Source organism: Dactylosporangium sp. NBC_01737, from assembly GCF_035963215.1.
Lineage (GTDB): Bacteria > Actinomycetota > Actinomycetes > Mycobacteriales > Micromonosporaceae > Dactylosporangium.
Window position 1 is genome coordinate 4,604,658 of sequence record NZ_CP109153.1, and the last position, 16,836, is coordinate 4,621,493.

At 71.1% G+C, this 16,836-nt stretch carries 16 protein-coding genes; all 16 read left to right on the forward strand.

The window, feature by feature from the left end:
• The 16 genes from OHA72_RS20980 (at position 1) to OHA72_RS21055 (ending at position 16,809) form a co-directional block, all read left to right on the forward strand.
• Positions 1–1,515: a hypothetical protein gene (locus OHA72_RS20980; protein WP_327009492.1), complete on the forward strand. Its 1,515-nt coding sequence runs from the start codon at positions 1–3 to the stop codon at positions 1,513–1,515.
• A gap of 5 nt (positions 1,516–1,520) precedes the next feature.
• Positions 1,521–2,594 carry a sensor histidine kinase gene (locus OHA72_RS20985; protein ID WP_327009493.1) on the forward strand — a complete coding sequence of 358 codons (1,074 nt, stop codon included), beginning with the start codon at positions 1,521–1,523 and terminating at the stop codon, positions 2,592–2,594.
• Positions 2,594–3,253, forward strand: coding sequence for a response regulator (locus OHA72_RS20990; protein WP_327009494.1), 660 nt, complete (start codon positions 2,594–2,596; stop codon positions 3,251–3,253). Before OHA72_RS20985 ends, OHA72_RS20990 begins: the two co-directional genes overlap by 1 nt.
• 90 nt (positions 3,254–3,343) lie before the next feature.
• Positions 3,344–4,546 (forward strand): glycoside hydrolase family 5 protein, encoded by a 1,203-nt coding sequence (locus OHA72_RS20995; RefSeq protein WP_327009495.1) that lies wholly within the window; start codon positions 3,344–3,346, stop codon positions 4,544–4,546.
• 67 nt (positions 4,547–4,613) lie between these two features.
• Positions 4,614–5,522, forward strand: a complete 909-nt coding sequence (locus OHA72_RS21000) for an alpha/beta hydrolase family protein (protein ID WP_327009496.1) — start codon at positions 4,614–4,616, stop codon at positions 5,520–5,522.
• Positions 5,523–5,709: 187 nt separating this feature from the next.
• Complete coding sequence (locus OHA72_RS21005; protein WP_327011622.1) at positions 5,710–6,864, forward strand: substrate-binding domain-containing protein; 1,155 nt, start codon at positions 5,710–5,712, stop codon at positions 6,862–6,864.
• 60 nt (positions 6,865–6,924) lie between these two features.
• Positions 6,925–7,668 (forward strand): ABC transporter ATP-binding protein, encoded by a 744-nt coding sequence (locus tag OHA72_RS21010; protein ID WP_327011623.1) that lies wholly within the window; start codon positions 6,925–6,927, stop codon positions 7,666–7,668.
• Positions 7,665–8,387: an ABC transporter ATP-binding protein gene (locus tag OHA72_RS21015; RefSeq protein WP_327009497.1), complete on the forward strand. Its 723-nt coding sequence runs from the start codon at positions 7,665–7,667 to the stop codon at positions 8,385–8,387. The genes OHA72_RS21010 and OHA72_RS21015 overlap by 4 nt, the downstream gene beginning before the upstream one ends.
• The gene (locus OHA72_RS21020) at positions 8,384–9,271 is read left to right on the forward strand and encodes a branched-chain amino acid ABC transporter permease (RefSeq protein ID WP_327009498.1); all 888 of its coding nucleotides are present in this window, start codon (positions 8,384–8,386) and stop codon (positions 9,269–9,271) included. Before OHA72_RS21015 ends, OHA72_RS21020 begins: the two co-directional genes overlap by 4 nt.
• Positions 9,268–10,362, forward strand: a complete 1,095-nt coding sequence (locus tag OHA72_RS21025; protein WP_327009499.1) for a branched-chain amino acid ABC transporter permease — start codon at positions 9,268–9,270, stop codon at positions 10,360–10,362. Before OHA72_RS21020 ends, OHA72_RS21025 begins: the two co-directional genes overlap by 4 nt.
• 218 nt (positions 10,363–10,580) lie before the next feature.
• A complete protein-coding gene (locus tag OHA72_RS21030) occupies positions 10,581–11,339 on the forward strand; it encodes an ABC transporter ATP-binding protein (protein ID WP_327009500.1) in 759 nt (252 codons plus the stop codon).
• Positions 11,326–12,018 (forward strand): ABC transporter ATP-binding protein, encoded by a 693-nt coding sequence (locus tag OHA72_RS21035; RefSeq protein WP_327009501.1) that lies wholly within the window; start codon positions 11,326–11,328, stop codon positions 12,016–12,018. Before OHA72_RS21030 ends, OHA72_RS21035 begins: the two co-directional genes overlap by 14 nt.
• A gap of 10 nt (positions 12,019–12,028) precedes the next feature.
• Positions 12,029–13,270: an ABC transporter substrate-binding protein gene (locus tag OHA72_RS21040; protein ID WP_327009502.1), complete on the forward strand. Its 1,242-nt coding sequence runs from the start codon at positions 12,029–12,031 to the stop codon at positions 13,268–13,270.
• A 4-nt stretch (positions 13,271–13,274) separates the two neighbouring features.
• On the forward strand, positions 13,275–14,147 hold the full coding sequence (locus tag OHA72_RS21045) for a branched-chain amino acid ABC transporter permease (protein WP_327009503.1): 873 nt from the start codon (positions 13,275–13,277) through the stop codon (positions 14,145–14,147).
• On the forward strand, positions 14,144–15,100 hold the full coding sequence (locus OHA72_RS21050; protein WP_327009504.1) for a branched-chain amino acid ABC transporter permease: 957 nt from the start codon (positions 14,144–14,146) through the stop codon (positions 15,098–15,100). The genes OHA72_RS21045 and OHA72_RS21050 overlap by 4 nt, the downstream gene beginning before the upstream one ends.
• A 116-nt stretch (positions 15,101–15,216) precedes the next feature.
• The gene (locus tag OHA72_RS21055; protein WP_327009505.1) at positions 15,217–16,809 is read left to right on the forward strand and encodes an MFS transporter; all 1,593 of its coding nucleotides are present in this window, start codon (positions 15,217–15,219) and stop codon (positions 16,807–16,809) included.
• The last annotated feature ends 27 nt before the right edge of the window (positions 16,810–16,836 follow it).

A 16,836-nucleotide genomic window follows, 5' to 3' on the forward strand; every position in this document is an offset into this window, starting at 1 on the left:
ATGCAGACCCTGAAGCGCCGAATGGCACCGGCGAAGCGCCGGGCACCCACGGGCACGACCGGCAAGCGGCGGTCCCGGAAACGGCTGTCGCGCCCGAAGATCTCCGGCCGCCGGCTGCTCGTCGCCGCCGTCGCCGTGTTCCTGCTGTTCAGTGTCGGGCGGTCGGTGCTGCCGGCGCTCGGCATCGAGGCGCCGGGGCTGCCGTCGTTCGGCGGTGGCGGCGACGACGCGCCGACCACGCCGGTGACCAAGGCGCCGAAGGCGCCGACCGTCGACCTGAACGGCGTCATGGTGCCCGGCGGCGGCGAGCCGATGATCACGCTGAACCCGGGCCTGGTGCGCCTCGGCGGCTCCGTCACCGTCAACGGATCCGGCTTCGACCAGGGGTCCGTCATCGAGGTGTACCTGGGCTCGCCCGCCACCGCCGCGCAGCCCTCCGGCAAGACGAAGCCGTCCAAGGGCGCCGCGGCGAAGCCGGTCCAGGTGGGCACCGCGAAGGCCGGCAAGTACGGCATCTTCACGCTCAACTTCCCGTTCCCCACCAAGATGACCACGCCGGTGCTGGAGGTGACGGCCCAGGCGCGCGGCAGCGACAAGGTCGCCAAGGCCGAGGCGGCGGTCGCGCAGGGCGCCGGGCAGGCGACGCTGTCCGCCATCGTCGGCAAACCCGGCGACGTCATCAACCTGACGGTGAAGGGCTTCTCACCGGGGGAGAGCCTGGCGGTGTACTGGGGGCGCATCAGTGGTGACCCGGCCCTCACCCTCAAGGCCGACGAGGATGGCTCCGTGGGTAAGACACCGATCAAAGTCGGGGTGACGGCGGTCGGGACGACCAGTCTGGTGGTCGTGGGCAAGACGAGTGGCGCGGCGGCGAGTGCGCCGTTCCAGGTGCTGCGGCTGTACCCGTCGATCAAGCTCGCGCCGTACGCGGTGAAGGCGACCCAGTCGATCACCTTCTCCGGCGCCGGGTTCGCGCCGGGGGAGCGGGTCCTGGTGCGGCTGAACGCGGCCGGCGGGCAGCCGGTGATGGCGGTGACGACCGACGGCGCCGGCGGTTTCAAGGGCGCCGGGCTGACCATGCCCTACCAGCTCAAGGGCGCCCAGTCGCTGGTGTTCATCGGCGAGCAGAGCCGGGCCGCGACCTCGTCCGGGTTCACGATCCTGCCCTACACGCCGCAGGCGCGCACCAACGCCTACGGCGGCCTGCCCGGCACGGTGGTCAACTTCTACGCCACCCAGTTCGCGCCGAACGAGGCCGTCCACGTGTACGCCAAGACGTCCAAGGGCGCCAAGGGTGACCTGGTGTCCGCGTTCCGGGTCAACAAGGCCGGCACGGCCCGCGCGGTCGGCCAGTACACGATCCCGGGCAACACGGAGAACAGCGTCATCTTCGAGCTGCGGGGGCAGCTCAGCGGCTCCACCGCGACGGTCAACTTCAAGGTCGACAGCTCCGGCGGACCGGTGGACATCCCGACGCCGAAGCCGTACGTCCTGCCGAAGGATCTGGAGAAGTAACCCCGGTGTACTGGCAGGCTTTTCGGGCCGCCCCGGAGGCGTTGGTCGTGCTCGACGCCGCCGGGGTGGTCCGGCTCGCCAGCAGCGCCGCCGAGACGCTCTTCGACCGGGTGACCGCGGACCTCGTCGGCCGCCGGGTCGAGGAGCTGTTCGTCGCCGACCCGCGCTCGGCCTCGCCCACCGCCGGGGTCACCCCCGGCGGGGACGAGCCGGTCTACACCACCTCCGCGATCCGCCGGCCCGGCGGCGCCGAGGTGCCGGTGGACGTGCGGCTGCGGACCCTGCCGGGTGACCCGAGCGGCCTGGTCGTGCTCGCCGTCGACGACCAGGGATCCGGCGGGCTGTCCCGGGCCAGCCTCGAGCACCGGGTCGCCCGGCTGCAGCAGGCCGAGGTCGCCACGGGGCAGGCGCTCGGCGACGTGATCCTCAACCAGGAGCGGGAACGGGCCCGCATCGCCGCCGGCGTGCACGACGACAGTCTGCAGGTGATCACCGCGGCGATGCTGCGGCTGCAGCACCTGCGCCGCCGGCTGCGTGAGCCCCGCGACCTGGAGCTGCTCGGCAAGCTGGAGGACAGCCTGGCCCTGGCGGCCGACCGGCTCCGCCGGCTGATCTTCGACTTCCGGCCGCCAAAGCTGTCCAGCGAAGGGCTGGCGGCGGCCACCCGAGACCTCCTCGACGGGCTCGCCGAGGACCATTCGCTGGTCGTACACCTGGAGGACCGGCTGCAGGACGAGCCGGCGCTGCCCACCCGCCTGCTGCTGTTCCGGATGCTGCAGGAGGCCGTCGCCAACGTCGCCAAGCACGCCGACGCCGACCGGTGCACGGTGATCCTCGGCGAGCAGGACGACGGCTACCTGGTCCGGGTCATCGACGACGGCGTCGGCACCGAGCACGCCGAGACCGACTTCGAGACCCCCGCCGGGCACCTCGGCCTGGTCCTCATGCGGGAGCGGGCGGCCCTCGCCGGGGGCTGGTTCCGCATCAGCAGCGTTCCCCGGGGCAGTCCCAGCAGCGGCACCACCGTCACGTTCTGGGTGCCGCGCGGCGCCGACCTGCAATCCAAAGGAGCGGCCTGATGCGCTACCGCGTGCTGATCGTCGAGGACCACCAGGTGGTCGCCGAGGGACTCGCCGCGCTGCTCAACGAGCATCCCGAGCTGCGTGTCGTCGCGATCGCCGGCGGCGTCGGGGAGGTCGAGCACCTCGCCGACGTCGAGCGGATCGACGTGGTGCTGTGCGACTACTGGCTGCCCGACGGCACCGGGCCCGAGGCGGTCGCCGCGCTGCGGCTGCACCTGCCGGACGTGGCGATCGTGTTCCTGTCCGCCGACAACAGCGACGAGGTGGTCCTCGCCGCCCTGGAGGCCGGGGCCGCCGGGTACCTGGTGAAGAGCGCCGCCGGGGCGGACGTCGCCGACGCGGTCCGCCGGGCGATCGACGGGGAGATCCTGGTGCCGGCCCGCCAGCTGGCGAAGCTGCTCGCGCGGCGCCGGGAACGCTCGCACCGCTCCGCCGAGCACGCCCGGCGCCTGGACAGCCTCACCCCGAGGGAGCGGCAGATCCTGAGCCTGATGACGTCCGGCATGGACAACCGCGACATCGCCCGGGAGCTGAACATCAGCTACACGACGGTCCGCAGCCACGTGCGGCACCTGTTGTCGAAGATGGGCGCCCGATCGAAACTGGAGGCGGTCGTACGGGCGGCGGACTGGGACGCTCCTACCGTTGCACCATGAACAATTGGGACATTCGTACGCTGCCCCGATATTTCCGAATCCGTAAGGTTTTGACCTGCCCGACGTCGTCGTACGTGAGGACAGGTCAAGTTGAAGCGTTCCCGTCTCGTGTGGCTCAGTGCCACCCTGGCGCTCGCCGCCGCCGTCACCGCCGGTTGCACCGCCATGAACAAGTCCGCTGACAAAACCGAATCCCAGGCCGCCGGCCGGCAGTTGAAGCTGCCGCTGCACACCGACGGCAACCGCATCGTCGACGCTGCGGGCAAGACCGTCACCTTCACCGGCGTCAACTGGTTCGGCCTGGAGACCAACACGTTCGCCCCGCACGGGCTGTGGTCCCGTTCGCTGGACGACATGCTGGACCAGATGGCGGCGCAGGGGTTCAACTCGGTGCGCCTGCCGTTCAGCAACGAGCTCTTCGACGCCACCGCCAAGCCCAACGGCGTCGACTACAAGCTCAACCCCACCCTGGAGGGCCTCACCGGCCCGCAGATCATGGACAAGGTCGTCGAGGGCATCACCAAGCGCGGCATGATGGTGATCCTCGACCGGCACCGGCCGACCTCGCAGGGCCAGAGCAACCTCTGGTACACCGACAAGATCAGCGAGGAGCGCTGGATCTCCGACTGGACGAAGCTCGCGAAGCAGTACCGCGACAACCCCCTCGTCGTCGGCGCCGACCTGCACAACGAGCCGCACGGCGAGGCCACCTGGGGCACCGGCGGCGACAAGACCGACTGGCGCGCCGCCGCCGAACGGGCCGGCAACGCCATCCTCGCCGAGAACCCGAACTGGCTCATCGTCGTGGAGGGCATCGAGTCCTACGACGGCGACGGGTACTGGTGGGGCGGCAACCTGCAGGGCGCGGCCAAGGACCCGGTCCGGCTGAAGGACCAGTCGAAGCTGGTGTACTCCGCGCACGACTACAGCCCCAAGGTGTGGTCGCAGCGCTGGTTCACCGACCCGGCGTTCCCGGCGAACATGCCGGCCCTGTGGGACAAGCAGTTCGGTTACCTCGTCAAGAACAACGTCGCGCCGGTGCTGATGGGTGAGTTCGGCGGCCGCTCCGTCGCCGAGACCGACGCCAAGGGCGGCAAGGACCTCGAGGGCATCTGGCAGCGCCACCTGATCGCGTACCTGAAGGACAACGGGCTCAGCTACACGTACTGGTCCTGGAATCCCAACTCCGGCGACACCGGCGGGGTGCTGAAGGACGACTGGAAGACGATCGACCAGGCCAAGATGGACCTGCTCAAGTCCTACCAGTCGGTGTCCGCGGCGAAGCGGCCGTAAAGATCCATCCAGAGGTCGCTGTGAATGGGCCCTCCCCGCGCTGTTACGTTCAGTGCGGGGAGGGCCCATGCCTGTTCAGGAACGGGACACAACGGTCAAGACCGCCGACGGCGACCTCAACGCGATCGTCACCGCGCCCGGCGGGCCGCCGCGCGCGGGGCTCGTGCTCATCGACGGGTCCGGGCCCGCGACCCGGCATGAGTGGGCCGGCATCCCGGACTGGCTCGGCGCCCGGGGGATCGCCACGCTGCGGCACGACAAACCCGGCTGCGGCGGGTCGCCCGGCGACTGGCGGGCCCAGAGCTTCGCGGACCGGTCCGCCGAGGCGCTCGCCGCCGTCGATGCCCTGCGCGCCGGGACCGGCGTCGAGCGGGTCGGCCTGATCGGCTACAGCCAGGGCGGCTGGGTCTCGCTGCTCGCCGCTGCCAGCCAGCCGCAGGCCGTCGACTTCGTGATCACCGTGTCGGGGCCCGCGGTCGGCATCGCCGAACAGGAACGGGTCTCCGCCGAGCGGTCCCTGCGCCGGGCCGGCCATCCGCCCGCCGTCGTCGACGAGGCGATGCGCTGGGTCGACGAGCGCGCCGCCCGCCTCGCCGTCGGCGACCCGCCCGCGGACGTCCTCGCCGCGCAGGCCGCGCACGCCGGTCGCGTCTGGTACGACATCGTCGCCGCCGCGCCGTACGACACGGTGGAGACCCTCGCGTTCTTCGCCAGGACGCTGGCCTTCGACCCGGCGGCGGTGATCCCGCACCTGCGCTGCCCGATCCTCGCGCTCTTCGGCGCCGCCGACGAGCAGGTGCCCGTCGAGCGCAGCGTCGCGGTGCTCGCCGAGCGGCTGCCCGGGCTGCACCGCGGGCGCAACGCCGTCGCCGTCCTGCCGGGCGCCGGCCACATGCTTTTCGTCGCTGAGGGTGAGCACTCACCCGTATTTCTGCCGATGCTGGGGGCGTTCCTCGACCTCGTGGCGTTCTCGTAGGGCACTGCGCCGGGCAACTCGCCGGACTTGTGTGGCCTGCCCACATAGCTCAGTGCCCGACGCCACTCCTAGCGTGTGCGAACACCGCCAGCGAGCGCTGGCCTTAACAAGGCGTTCACACGGAGGAAGCGTGATTCGGCAGACGAGTGCGCCGCGGCGGCTACTGTTCGCGGCGGTCGGCTTGAGCATGGCGGCGGCGTTCACGTCCGCCTGCAGCAGTCCCCAGGAGGCGGCGCAGGAGCCGGCCGGGGACAGCACCCCGATCAAGGTCGGCCTGGTGTACTCGCAGACGGGTGCCCTGGCCGGTTACGGCAAGCAGTACATCGAGGGCTGGAAGGCGGGCCTCGCCTACGCCACGAAGGGCACCGGCAAGGTCGGCAACCGGCCCGTCGAGGTCAAGGAGGTCGACGACGCCGGCGACCCGGCCAAGGCCGTCTCGGCCGCCAAGGACCTCATCGGGCAGGGCTACAAGATCATCGCGGGGAGCACCGGCTCGGCCGTCGCCGGGCAGGTCGCGCCCCTCGCCGCGCAGAACAAGGTGCTGTTCGTCTCCGGGCCGGCGGCGTCCGACGCGGTCACCGGCGTCAACAAGTACACCTTCCGCTCCGGCCGCCAGTCCTACCAGGACGTCCTCGCGGCGAAGTCCTACCTGCCCTCGCCCACGGGCAAGAAGGTCCTCGTGTTCGCCCAGGAGGGCACCTTCGGCAAGTCCAACGCCGACGCGGTGAAGGCCGTCATCGGCGGCGCCGGCGCCACGGTGGACAACCTGTTCGTGCCGGCCAGCGCGACCGAGTTCACCGGCTTCGCCGCGCAGGCCAAGAACGCCAAGGCCGACATGATCTTCGTGGCGTGGGCCGGCACCACCGCCCCCGCCATGTGGACCGCGCTGGACCAGCAGGGCGTGCTCGGCTCGACGATGGTCGTCACCGGCATCGACCAGCGGGCGTCGTGGGCGACGTTCGGCGCGGCCGGCGGGAAGCTGTCGCTGCTCGCGCACTACTTCGACGGCGCCAGCGACAACGAGGCCACCACCGCGCTGCGCAAGGGTGTCGAGGGCGGCAAGGTCGACCTGTTCCACCCCGACGGCTTCACCGCCGCGCAGATGATCGTGCGGGCGGCCGGCGAGGGCGGCGACGACGTCGACAAGATGGTCACGGCCCTGGAGGGCTGGAGCTTCGACGGCGTCAAGGGCAAGCTGACGGTCCGCAAGGAGGACCACGCCCTGCTGCAGCCGATGTTCCAGGGCAAGTTCTCAGGCTCCGGCGCCGAGCTCAAGCCGGAGCTGGTCAAGGCGATCGACCCGGCCGACGCGACCCCGCCGGTCGTCCAGATGAAGGGCTGAGGGTTGTTCCCCCGAAGCAACACACCGGCGGCCGGGGTGGTTGACGCCCCGGCCACCGGCCTGCTGTCCACCAGGCGGCTGACCTGGAAGATCGGCGAGGTCGCGATCGTCGACCACGTGTCGGTCGACCTGGCCGAGGGCGAGTTCCTCGCCGTCATCGGCCCCAACGGCGCCGGCAAGACGTCGCTGTTCAACCTGATCTCCGGGCTGCGCCGGCCGACGGACGGCTCGGTCACCCTCGCCGGGCAGGACATCACCGGGCTCGCGCCGCACCGCCGGGCCCGCCGCGGCCTCGGCCGCACGTTCCAGTCCTCGTCGGTGTTCGGGTCGCTGAGCGTCGCGCAGAACGTGCGCCTCGCCGTGCAGGCCCGCCGCGGCGGGTCGATCCGGCCGTTTCCGCTGCGCGGGTCCGACAAGGACATCGCCGAGCGGGCCGACCGGGTCCTGTGGCGGGTCGGCCTGGACCACCGCGCCGGCACCCTGGCCGGCACCCTCGCCCACGGCGAGAAACGCAAGCTGGAGATCGCGCTGCTGCTCGCCGGCGAGCCCAGGGTGCTGCTGCTGGACGAGCCGATGGCCGGGGTCAGCGCCGAGGACGTGCCGGGGCTGGTCGCGCTGATCAAGACGCTGACCCGCGACGAGCGGCGCAGCGTGCTCATGGTGGAGCACCACATGGATGTGGTCCTGGACCTGGCGGACCGGGTCGCGGTCATGCACCACGGGGCGCTGCTCATCTGCGACACCCCGGAGGTCGTCATGGCCGACCGGACCGTCCAGGAGGCGTACCTGGGGGAGAAGCTGTGAGCCCAATTCTCGACGTATCCGATTTGTCGGTCAAGGTGGGCGGGTCGCACATCCTGCAGGGCGTCACGTTCAGCGTGCAGCCGCAGGGCGTCACCGCGCTGCTCGGCCGCAACGGCGTCGGCAAGACCACCACCCTCAAGGCCGTGCTCGGCCTGATGCCGCGCGCCGCGGAGATCACCGGCCGGGTCGCCTACGACGGCGCCCCGATCACCCGGCAGCCGACGTTCCGCCTGGTCCGGCAGGGTCTCGGCTACGTGCCCGAGGACCGGGGGGTCTTCGCCGGGCTCACCGTCGCGGAGAACCTCCGCCTCGCCGAGCGCGCCGGCGGTACCCCCGACTACGACACCGTCCACGGCCTCTTCCCGGAACTGCGCAAGCGGGCCCGGCAGCGGGCCGGCACCCTGTCCGGCGGCCAGCAGCAGATGCTGGCGATCGGCCGGGTGCTGCTCAACCCCAACCGGCTGCTGCTCATCGACGAGCCGACGAAGGGCCTCGCCCCGAAGGTCGTCACCGAGGTCGCCGCCGCCCTGGAGGCGGTCGCCGCCGTCGTGCCGATGCTGCTCGTCGAGCAGAACCTGGCGGTCGTGCGGCGCATGGCCCGCCACGCCGTCGTCATCGCCAACGGCCGGGTCGCCTACACCGGCGGCGCGAGCGACCTGCTCGACTACACCGAGAAGACCAAGGCGCTGCTCGGCGTCGGCAAGGGGGACCACGCGTGAGCACATTTGTACTGCTGACGCTGACCGGGCTGGGGCTGGCGGCGCTGTACTTCCTCGTCGCGTCCGGCCTCGCGCTGGTGTTCGGGCTCGCCGACGTGCTGAACTTCGCGCACGGGCTGTTCCTGTCCGTCGGCGCGTACGGCACCTGGTGGGCGTCGGGCAACCTCCCCGGCGCCGGGCCGTCCGGCTGGGGCTTCGTCCTCGCCGTGATCTTCGGCGTCGTGTGCGGCACCGCCGTCGCCGCGCTCGTCGAGCTGGTGCTCATCCGGCCCCTGTACTCCCGCACCATCGAACAGGTCCTCGTCACCGTCGGGCTGTCCCTCGCCGGGGTGGCGCTGCTGCAGGCGTCGTGGGGCGCGGACCCGCGCACCTACCCGCGGCCGCAGTGGACGCAGGAGCTGACCGAGGTCGCCGGCGCCCGCGTCCCCAACGACCGGTTCCTGCTCATCGGCGCCGCCGCGATCGTGCTCACCGGCCTCCTCGCCTTCCTCAAGTACACCCGGATCGGCCTGGTCATCCGGGCCGGCGTCGAGGACCGGTCGATGGTGACCGCGCTCGGCATCGACGTGCGGCGGGCGTTCACGCTCGTCTTCGCGATCGGTGGCGCCGCCGCCGCCCTGGCAGGAGCACTGGGCGGGGTCTACGCCGGCTCGATCTCCCCGACCGGCGGCAGCTCGCTGCTCATCTTCGGGTTCATCGTCGTGGTCATCGGCGGCATGGGCTCCGTCGTCGGCGCCGCCTACGCCGCCGTCGCCGTCGGGCTGCTGCAGCAGTTCGTCAACTACACCTCCCCGGGACTCGGCGACATCTGCGTCGTCGCGCTGCTCGCGATCGTGCTGCTCGTCCGCCCGCAGGGCATCACCGGAAAGGTCGCCACCTCATGATGACGGACACCGCGGTGACCCCCGGCGGCACGTCCACCCGCCCCCGGCGCAAGCTGCACCCCGCCCGCTTCGGGCCGCTGGTCGTGCTGGTCGTGCTCATCGCGCTGCCGTACTGGTCGATCGAGATCCCCGGCGTGTTCGACGCGGCGATCAACAAGCCCGGCACCCTGCAGCTGCTCGCGCTGTGCCTGGTGTTCGGCGCCCTCGCCACCGGCTACGACCTGCTGTTCGGGCGCACCGGCCTGCTGTCCTTCGGCCATGCGCTCTACTTCGCCGCCGGGGTCTACGGCACCGACGTCCTGGTCACCAAGGCCGGCTACCCGCTGTGGCAGGCGGTGATCCTCGCCGTCGTCGGCACCGCCACGATCGCCGCGGCGCTCGGCGCGATCGCGCTGCGCACCAACGGCATCGCGTTCGCGATGGTCACCCTCGCCTTCGCCCAGGTCGGCGCGATCACCATCGGCCGCGACCCGGGCGGCGTCACCGGCGGCGAGGAGGGCCTGCCGATGGACACCACGGGGGTGCCCGACGCCCTCGTCGGCGTCACCAACACCGTCAACCTGTACTGGCTCGCCGTCGGCGTCGCCGTCGTCACCGTCCTGATCGTGCACGCGATCGCGGACGCGCCCGCCGGCCGGGTCCTCGCCGCGATCCGCGACGACGAACGCCGCGTCGGCGTCCTCGGCCTCGACCCGTACCGGTACAAGCTGTTCGCGTTCACCGTCGCCGGCGGCCTGGCCGGGCTGGCCGGCGCCATGTACGCCCTGCTGATCGGCGGCGCCACCCCGCACGTGGCGGCCTCCGACCAGACGCTCACGCTGCTGGTCATGGTCGTCCTCGGCGGGCCCGGCACCCGATGGGGGCCGCTCATCGGCGGGATGCTCTTCACGTACCTCGACTACCGCCTGGTGTCCTTCGGCCGCTCCGACGCCGTGGACAGCCTGCCGGGCGTGCTGAGCGGCCCGCTGTCGCAGCCGCTGTTCGTGCTGGGGACCGTGTTCATCCTCGCGGTGTACTTCTTCCCCGGTGGCCTGGCCGGTCTGCGGACCCGCCTCGGCCCGCTCGCCAGGTGGATCCCCGACCGCCGCTGACGGGATCCACCTGCTCGTCAGGCGCCGATCGGTTCGATGAAGATCGAATCGATCGGCGCCTTTTTCGTGTGGTGGAGGCACACACGGGCACGCCGGTAAATGTATGGATCGCCTCCATGGCCTGGGTGTGGCGCCGGTCATAGCGTTCGCCGCAACGGGCGGGCCACATGTGACCGCCCACCACCAACCGCCCTTCGCCCCGAGGAGGTGTGTCCCTATTGGACGGTCCAGCTCTGACCGCTCGCGGCCTCACCCGTGACTTCCGTGGCTTCCGCGCCGTCGACCAGGTCGACCTGACCGTCGCCGCCGGCAGCGTGCACGCGCTCGTCGGACCCAACGGCGCCGGCAAGACGACGCTGTTCAACCTGCTCACCGGATTTCTCGCGCCGACCGCCGGGCACATCGAGCTCGCCGGTCGCGACATCACCGGGCTGCCGCCGGAGCGGGTCGCCCGCCTCGGCGTCGCCCGGTCCTTCCAGATCACCAGCCTGTTCCCGCAGCAGACCGCGCGGACCCACGTCGAGCTGGCCCTGCAGAGCGCGACCGGGCTCGGCTGGCGGTTCTGGCGCAGCCACCGGCTCCTGGCACGGTTCTCGGCCCATGCCGGTGAGCTGCTCGACCTGGTCGGCCTCGGCGACGCGGGGGAGACCCTCGCCGGCAGCCTCGCGTACGGGCGCAAACGCGCCCTGGAGCTGGCGATCGCCCTGGCCCTCGACCCGAAGGTGCTGCTGCTGGACGAGCCGACCGCCGGCATGGGCCTCGAGGACGTCGACCGCACCGTGGAGCTCATCGCCGCCGTCCGCGACGGCCGCACCGTGGTGCTGGTCGAGCACAACATGCGCGTCGTCGGCCGGCTCGCCGACACCGTCACCGTGCTGCAGGCCGGTCGCGTGCTGGTCGAGGGCCCGTACGAGCAGGTCCGCGCCGACCCGCGGGTCATCGAGGCGTACCTGGGGAGCGCTGATGCTGCGCATTGAGAAGCTGTCGGCCTGGCACGGCGAGGCCCGCGTGCTCACCGACGTCGACCTGCACGTCGAGCGGGGCGAGGTGGTCACGCTGTGCGGGCGCAACGGCGCCGGCAAGACCACGCTGCTGCGCAGCGTCATGGGGCTGCACACCGGCCAGTCCGGCGGCGTACACCTGGCCGGGGAGGACATCACGGCCCGCAAGGTCCACCAGCGGGCCCGCCGCGGCCTGGGCTGGGTGCCCGACGACCGCGGTGCCTACGCCACCCTGACCGTCGCCGAACACCTCACGCTGCCCCCGGTCGTCGGCCCCGCCCCGTGGAGCCTGGAGCAGGTCCACGAGGCGTTCCCGGCGCTGTACACCCGCCGCGCCAGCCCCGCCACCAAGCTCTCCGGCGGCGAGCAGCAGATGCTCGCCCTGGCCCGGGTGCTGCGGATGGGCGCGACGGTCCTGCTCTGCGACGAACCCACCGAAGGCCTCTCCCCGCTGCTGGTCCAGCAGGTCGGCGAGATCCTGCGGCGGGCCAAGGACCACGGCGTCACCGTCCTGCTCGTCGAGCAGAACATCCACTTCGCCACGACCGTCGCCGACCGCCACTACCTCCTCGCCGAGGGGCGCATCGTCGGCACCTTCGACAACACCGACATCCACTCCCGCGAGGCCGAACTCCTCGCACACCTCGGGATCTAGGGGATATTTCATGAGAAAGTCACTCGCGGCCGGTGCCGCGCTCTGCGTCATGCTGGCCGGCTGCGGCGGCGGTGGTCCCCGCTCCGGCGGCGACTCGAAGCTCACCGGCGACAAGCTCGTGCTCGGCGTCCTGAACGACCAGTCCGGCGTGTACGCGCAGCTGTCGGGCAAGAACTCCGTCGAGGCCGTGAAGATGGCCATCGAGGACTTCAAGGCCAAGTACGGCGACAAGGCCGTCACGAAGAACATCACGGTGGAGACCGCCGACCACCAGAACAAGCCCGACGTGGCGAACACCCGCGCCGCGGAGATGTACGACCGGATCGGCGTCGACGCGATCCTCGACGTGCCCACGTCCTCGGCCGCGCTGAAGGTCGCCGACGTCGCCAAGGCGAGCAGGAAGCTCTACTTCAACATCTCCGGCGCCACCACCGACCTGACCGGCAAGTCCTGCAACAAGTACACGTTCCACTACGCCTACGACACCGCGATGCTCGCCAACGGCACCGGCACCGCGACGACCGAGGCGGGCGCCAAGAACTGGTACATCGTCTACCCCGACTACGCGTTCGGCCAGGACATGGAGAAGTCCTTCAAGGCAGCGATCGCCAAGGGCGGCGGCAGCGTCGTGGCCAGCGACCCGACCCCGTTCCCCAACGACAACTTCTCCACGTTCCTGCTCAAGGCGCCGACGCTGAACCCGAAGCCGGACGTGCTGGGCACCATGCAGGCCGGCGCCGACCTGGTGAACCTGGTCAAGCAGTACAACGAGTTCAAGCTGCGCGACAAGGGCGTCGGGCTCGCCGTTGGCCTGATGTTCCTCACCGACATCCACTCCCTGACCCCGGACGCGCTGGCCGGCACGACGTTCACCGACGCGTGGTACTGGAACTTCGACGCGCAGAACCGGGCGTGGGCCGACAAGTTCTCCGCCCGCACCGGCGGGCAGCGCCCCACGTTCGCGCACGCGGCGAACTACTCGGCGGCGACGCAGTACCTGGAGGCGGTGCAGGCCGCCGGTACCGACGACGCCGACGCGGTCGTCAAGCAGCTGGAAGGCAAGAAGGTCAACGACTTCTTCCTGCGCAACGGGGAGTTCCGGGCCGCCGACCACCGGGTCCTGCACGACGCCTACCTCGCCAAGGTGAAGCCCGGCAGCGAGGTCAAGGAACCCTGGGACTACGAGCAGATCGTGAAGACCATCCCGGCCCAGGACGCGTTCCGCGCCCCGTCGGCAGACTGCAAGCTGTAGTCCGATGGGTCTGCTCACCCACACGTTCAACGGACTGGTCGGGGGCAGCTTCTACGCGTTGCTCGCCCTCGGCCTGGCCGTCATCTTCGGCATGCTGCGGGTGGTCAACTTCGCCCACGGCGCGTTCTACATGCTCGGCGCGTTCGGCGCCTACGTGCTGCTGGCCGAGGCGGGCATCTCCTTCTGGTGGGCGCTGCTCGTGGTGCCCGTCGTCCTCGGCCTGCTCGGGATCCTGCTGGAGCGCTCGCTGATCCGGCGGCTGTCCACATTGGACCCGCTGTACAACTTCCTGCTCACCTTCGGGCTCACGCTGATGCTGCAGGACGTGGTGAAGTCGCGCTACGGCTCGCAGTCCAACCCGTACGGCGCACCGCCGGGGCTGCGCGGCACCGTCGACCTCGGGCTGTTCGACTTCCCGGCGTACCGCGTGTTCGTCTTCGGCGTCGCCGTGCTGCTGTGCGTGGCCGTGTGGTGGCTGCTGACCCGCACCCGGGTCGGCACCGTCGTGCGCGCCGCCACCGAACGCCCCGAGCTCACCCGCGCGCTCGGCATCGACGTCGGGCGGTGGATCGCGCCGGTGTTCGGCTTCGGGGTGGCCCTGGCCGCGCTCGCCGGGGTCCTCGCCGCGCCGATGCGGGCGGTGAACCCGCTCATGGGCGCCGACCTCATCATCGGGGTCTTCGCGGTGGTCGTCATCGGCGGGCTCGGCTCGGTCTTCGGCTCCGTCGCCGCCGGCTTCGGCATCGGGCTGCTGCAGGCGTGGAGCGAGGCGTACGGCCCGGCGCTGCTCGCACAGACCCTCATCTTCCTGGTCATGGCCCTCGTGCTGCTGTTCCGCCCGGCCGGGCTGTTCGGACGGGAGGAGACCCCGGCATGACGTCATTGGTGTTACAGCGGGTCCGGACGCCCCGCTGGGCCGGTTGGACCCTGGTCGCGGCCGGCGCCGCCGTGGCGCTGTGGCTGCCCAACGGGCTCTATCCCGCGGTCGCGGTCGACATGCTGTGCTGGGCGCTGTTCGCCGTCGCCATCGATCTGCTGCTGGGGTACGGCGGGCTGCTGTCCTTCGGGCACGCCGCGTTCTGGGGCACCTCGGCGTACACCGCCGGGCTGATCGCCGCGCACCTCGGGGTGCCCTTCCCGGTCGCGGTGCTCGGCGGCGCGCTCGCCGCGGCGGTCCTCGCGGTGCCGATCGGCTACCTGGCGGTGAAACGCACCGGGATCTACTTCGCGATGGTGACCCTGGCCTTCGCGCAGCTGGTGTACTTCGTGGCCAACGAGTGGTCGTCGGTGACCGGCGGCGAGAACGGCCTGCAGAGCGTGCCCCGGGAGCTGTTCGGGCTCGACCTGTCCGACCCGTACTACTTCTACTACGCGGCGCTGCCCATGGCGGCGCTCGGGATGCTCCTGGCCTGGCGGATCGTGCACTCGCCGTTCGGGCGGGTCCTCGTCGCGATCCGGGACAACCCCGCCCGGGCCCGCGCGCTGGGCTACCCGGCGCACCGGTACAAGCTGCTCGTCTTCGTCCTGTCGGCGTTCGTCGCCGGGCTGGGCGGCGGGCTGTTCGCCGTCGCGCACGGGTTCGTGTCCCTCGACGTCGTGCACTGGACGACCTCGGGCAAGGGCGTCGTCCTCGTCGTGCTCGGTGGCATCGGCACGCTGTGGGGCGGGGTGGTCGGCGCGGCGCTCGTGGTCAACCTGGAGGACCAGCTGTCGCAGGCCGGCTTCACCCTGATCGGCCTCGTCACCGGCGGCATCTTCGTCCTGGTGGTGCTGCTCTTCCGGCGCGGCCTGTGGGGATCGGCGCTGTGGCTGCTCCGCAAGCGCATGTGATCACACGCACATTCTGATACGAGACGGTTCCGTATCGCTCGACCTTCCCTTACGTTGGTCGAGGATACGGAACTGTTCCGTATCGTATCGCGTTCGCTCACTGGGGGCACGTACACATGGACGCCACCACCGCTCCACCCAACACCGGACATCCTCGACGCTGGGCCATCCTCGGCGTGCTCGTCATCAGCCTGCTCGTCGTCGTGCTGGACAACACCGTCCTCAACGTCGCGATGCGCACGATCGCCGACCCGAAGCACGGCCTGGGCGCCACCCAGAGCGAGCTCGAATGGGCGATCAACTCCTACACCCTGGTCTTCGCCGGCCTGCTCTTCACCGCCGGCATCCTCGCCGACCGTCTCGGCCGGCGGATCTCGCTGACCGTCGGGCTCGCGCTGTTCGGCATCGCGTCGCTCGTCTCGGCCTACGCCGACACGCCCGACCAGCTGATCTGGGCCCGCGCCCTGATGGGCCTCGGCGCCGCGGCGATCATGCCGTCGACCCTGTCGATCATCGCCAACGTCTTCGACCCGCGCGAGCGCGGCAAGGCTATCGGCGTCTGGGCCGGCGCCGTCGGCATCGGCGTCGCGATCGGCCCGATCGTCGGCGGCCTGCTCCTCGAGCACTTCTGGTGGGGCTCCGTCTTCCTGATCAACGTCCCGATCGTCGTCGCCGGCGTGGTCCTGGTCAGCGTCCTCGTCCCCGAGTCGAAGGACCCGAAGCCCGGCCGCATCGACTTCGTCGGCGTCATCCTGTCGATCATCGGCCTGACCCTGCTCACGTACGGCGTCATCGAGGGCGGCGAGTCCGGCTTCAGCGAGCCGAAGTCGTGGGGCGCGCTGCTCGCGTCCGTCGTCGTGCTCGCCGCGTTCGTGATCTACGAGCGGCGCGTGGAGTTCCCCTCGCTGGACGTGCGGCTGTTCTCCAACCCGCAGTTCTCGGCCTCCACCGCGATGATCGGCCTGGTCTTCTTCGCCGCCATGGGCGCCATGTTCACCAGCGCGTTCTACCTGCAGCTGGTGCGCGGCTACGGCCCCCTGGCCTCCGGCGCGCTGTTCGTGCCGTTCGCGCTCGGCCAGCTGGTCTTCGCCCCGCGCAGCGCCGCGATGGTGAAGCGCTACGGCCCGAAGGCGGTCAGCACCACTGGCCTGCTCCTGGTCGCCGCCGGCCTGGCCGGCTGGATCTTCATCGGTGCCTCGACGCCGATCTGGGTGGTCGGTGCGCTGTTCTTCATCATGGGCGTCGGCATGGCCAACGTGATGCCGCCCGCCACCGAGGCCATCATGGCCGCGCTGCCCCGTGAGAAGGCCGGCGTCGGATCGGCCGTCAGCAACACCATCCGTCAGGTCGGCGGCGCCCTCGGCGTGGCCGCGCTCGGCGCCGTCATCAGCTCCTACTACCGCAGCGGCGTCGAGTCCTCCACGAACGGCCTGCCGGCCGCCGCGAAGCACGTCGCGGACGAGTCGATCTCCGGTGCGTACGGCATCGCGGCGAACGCCGGGCCCGCCGGGCAGGCACTGATCCAGCACGCCAACGACGCCTTCATCACCGCGATGCACTACTCGGCGATCGGCTCCGCGATCTTCGCGGTCCTCGGTGCCGCCGTCGCGTTCGTCTGGCTGCCCGGCAAGCGCCCGGCGTCCGCTCCCGCCCCCACGGTCGCGGAGAGCATCGCCGAGGAGCAGGGCGTCGAGCTGGTAGACGTGTGATGACCGGCGAACGGTTCGTGTGTGGCT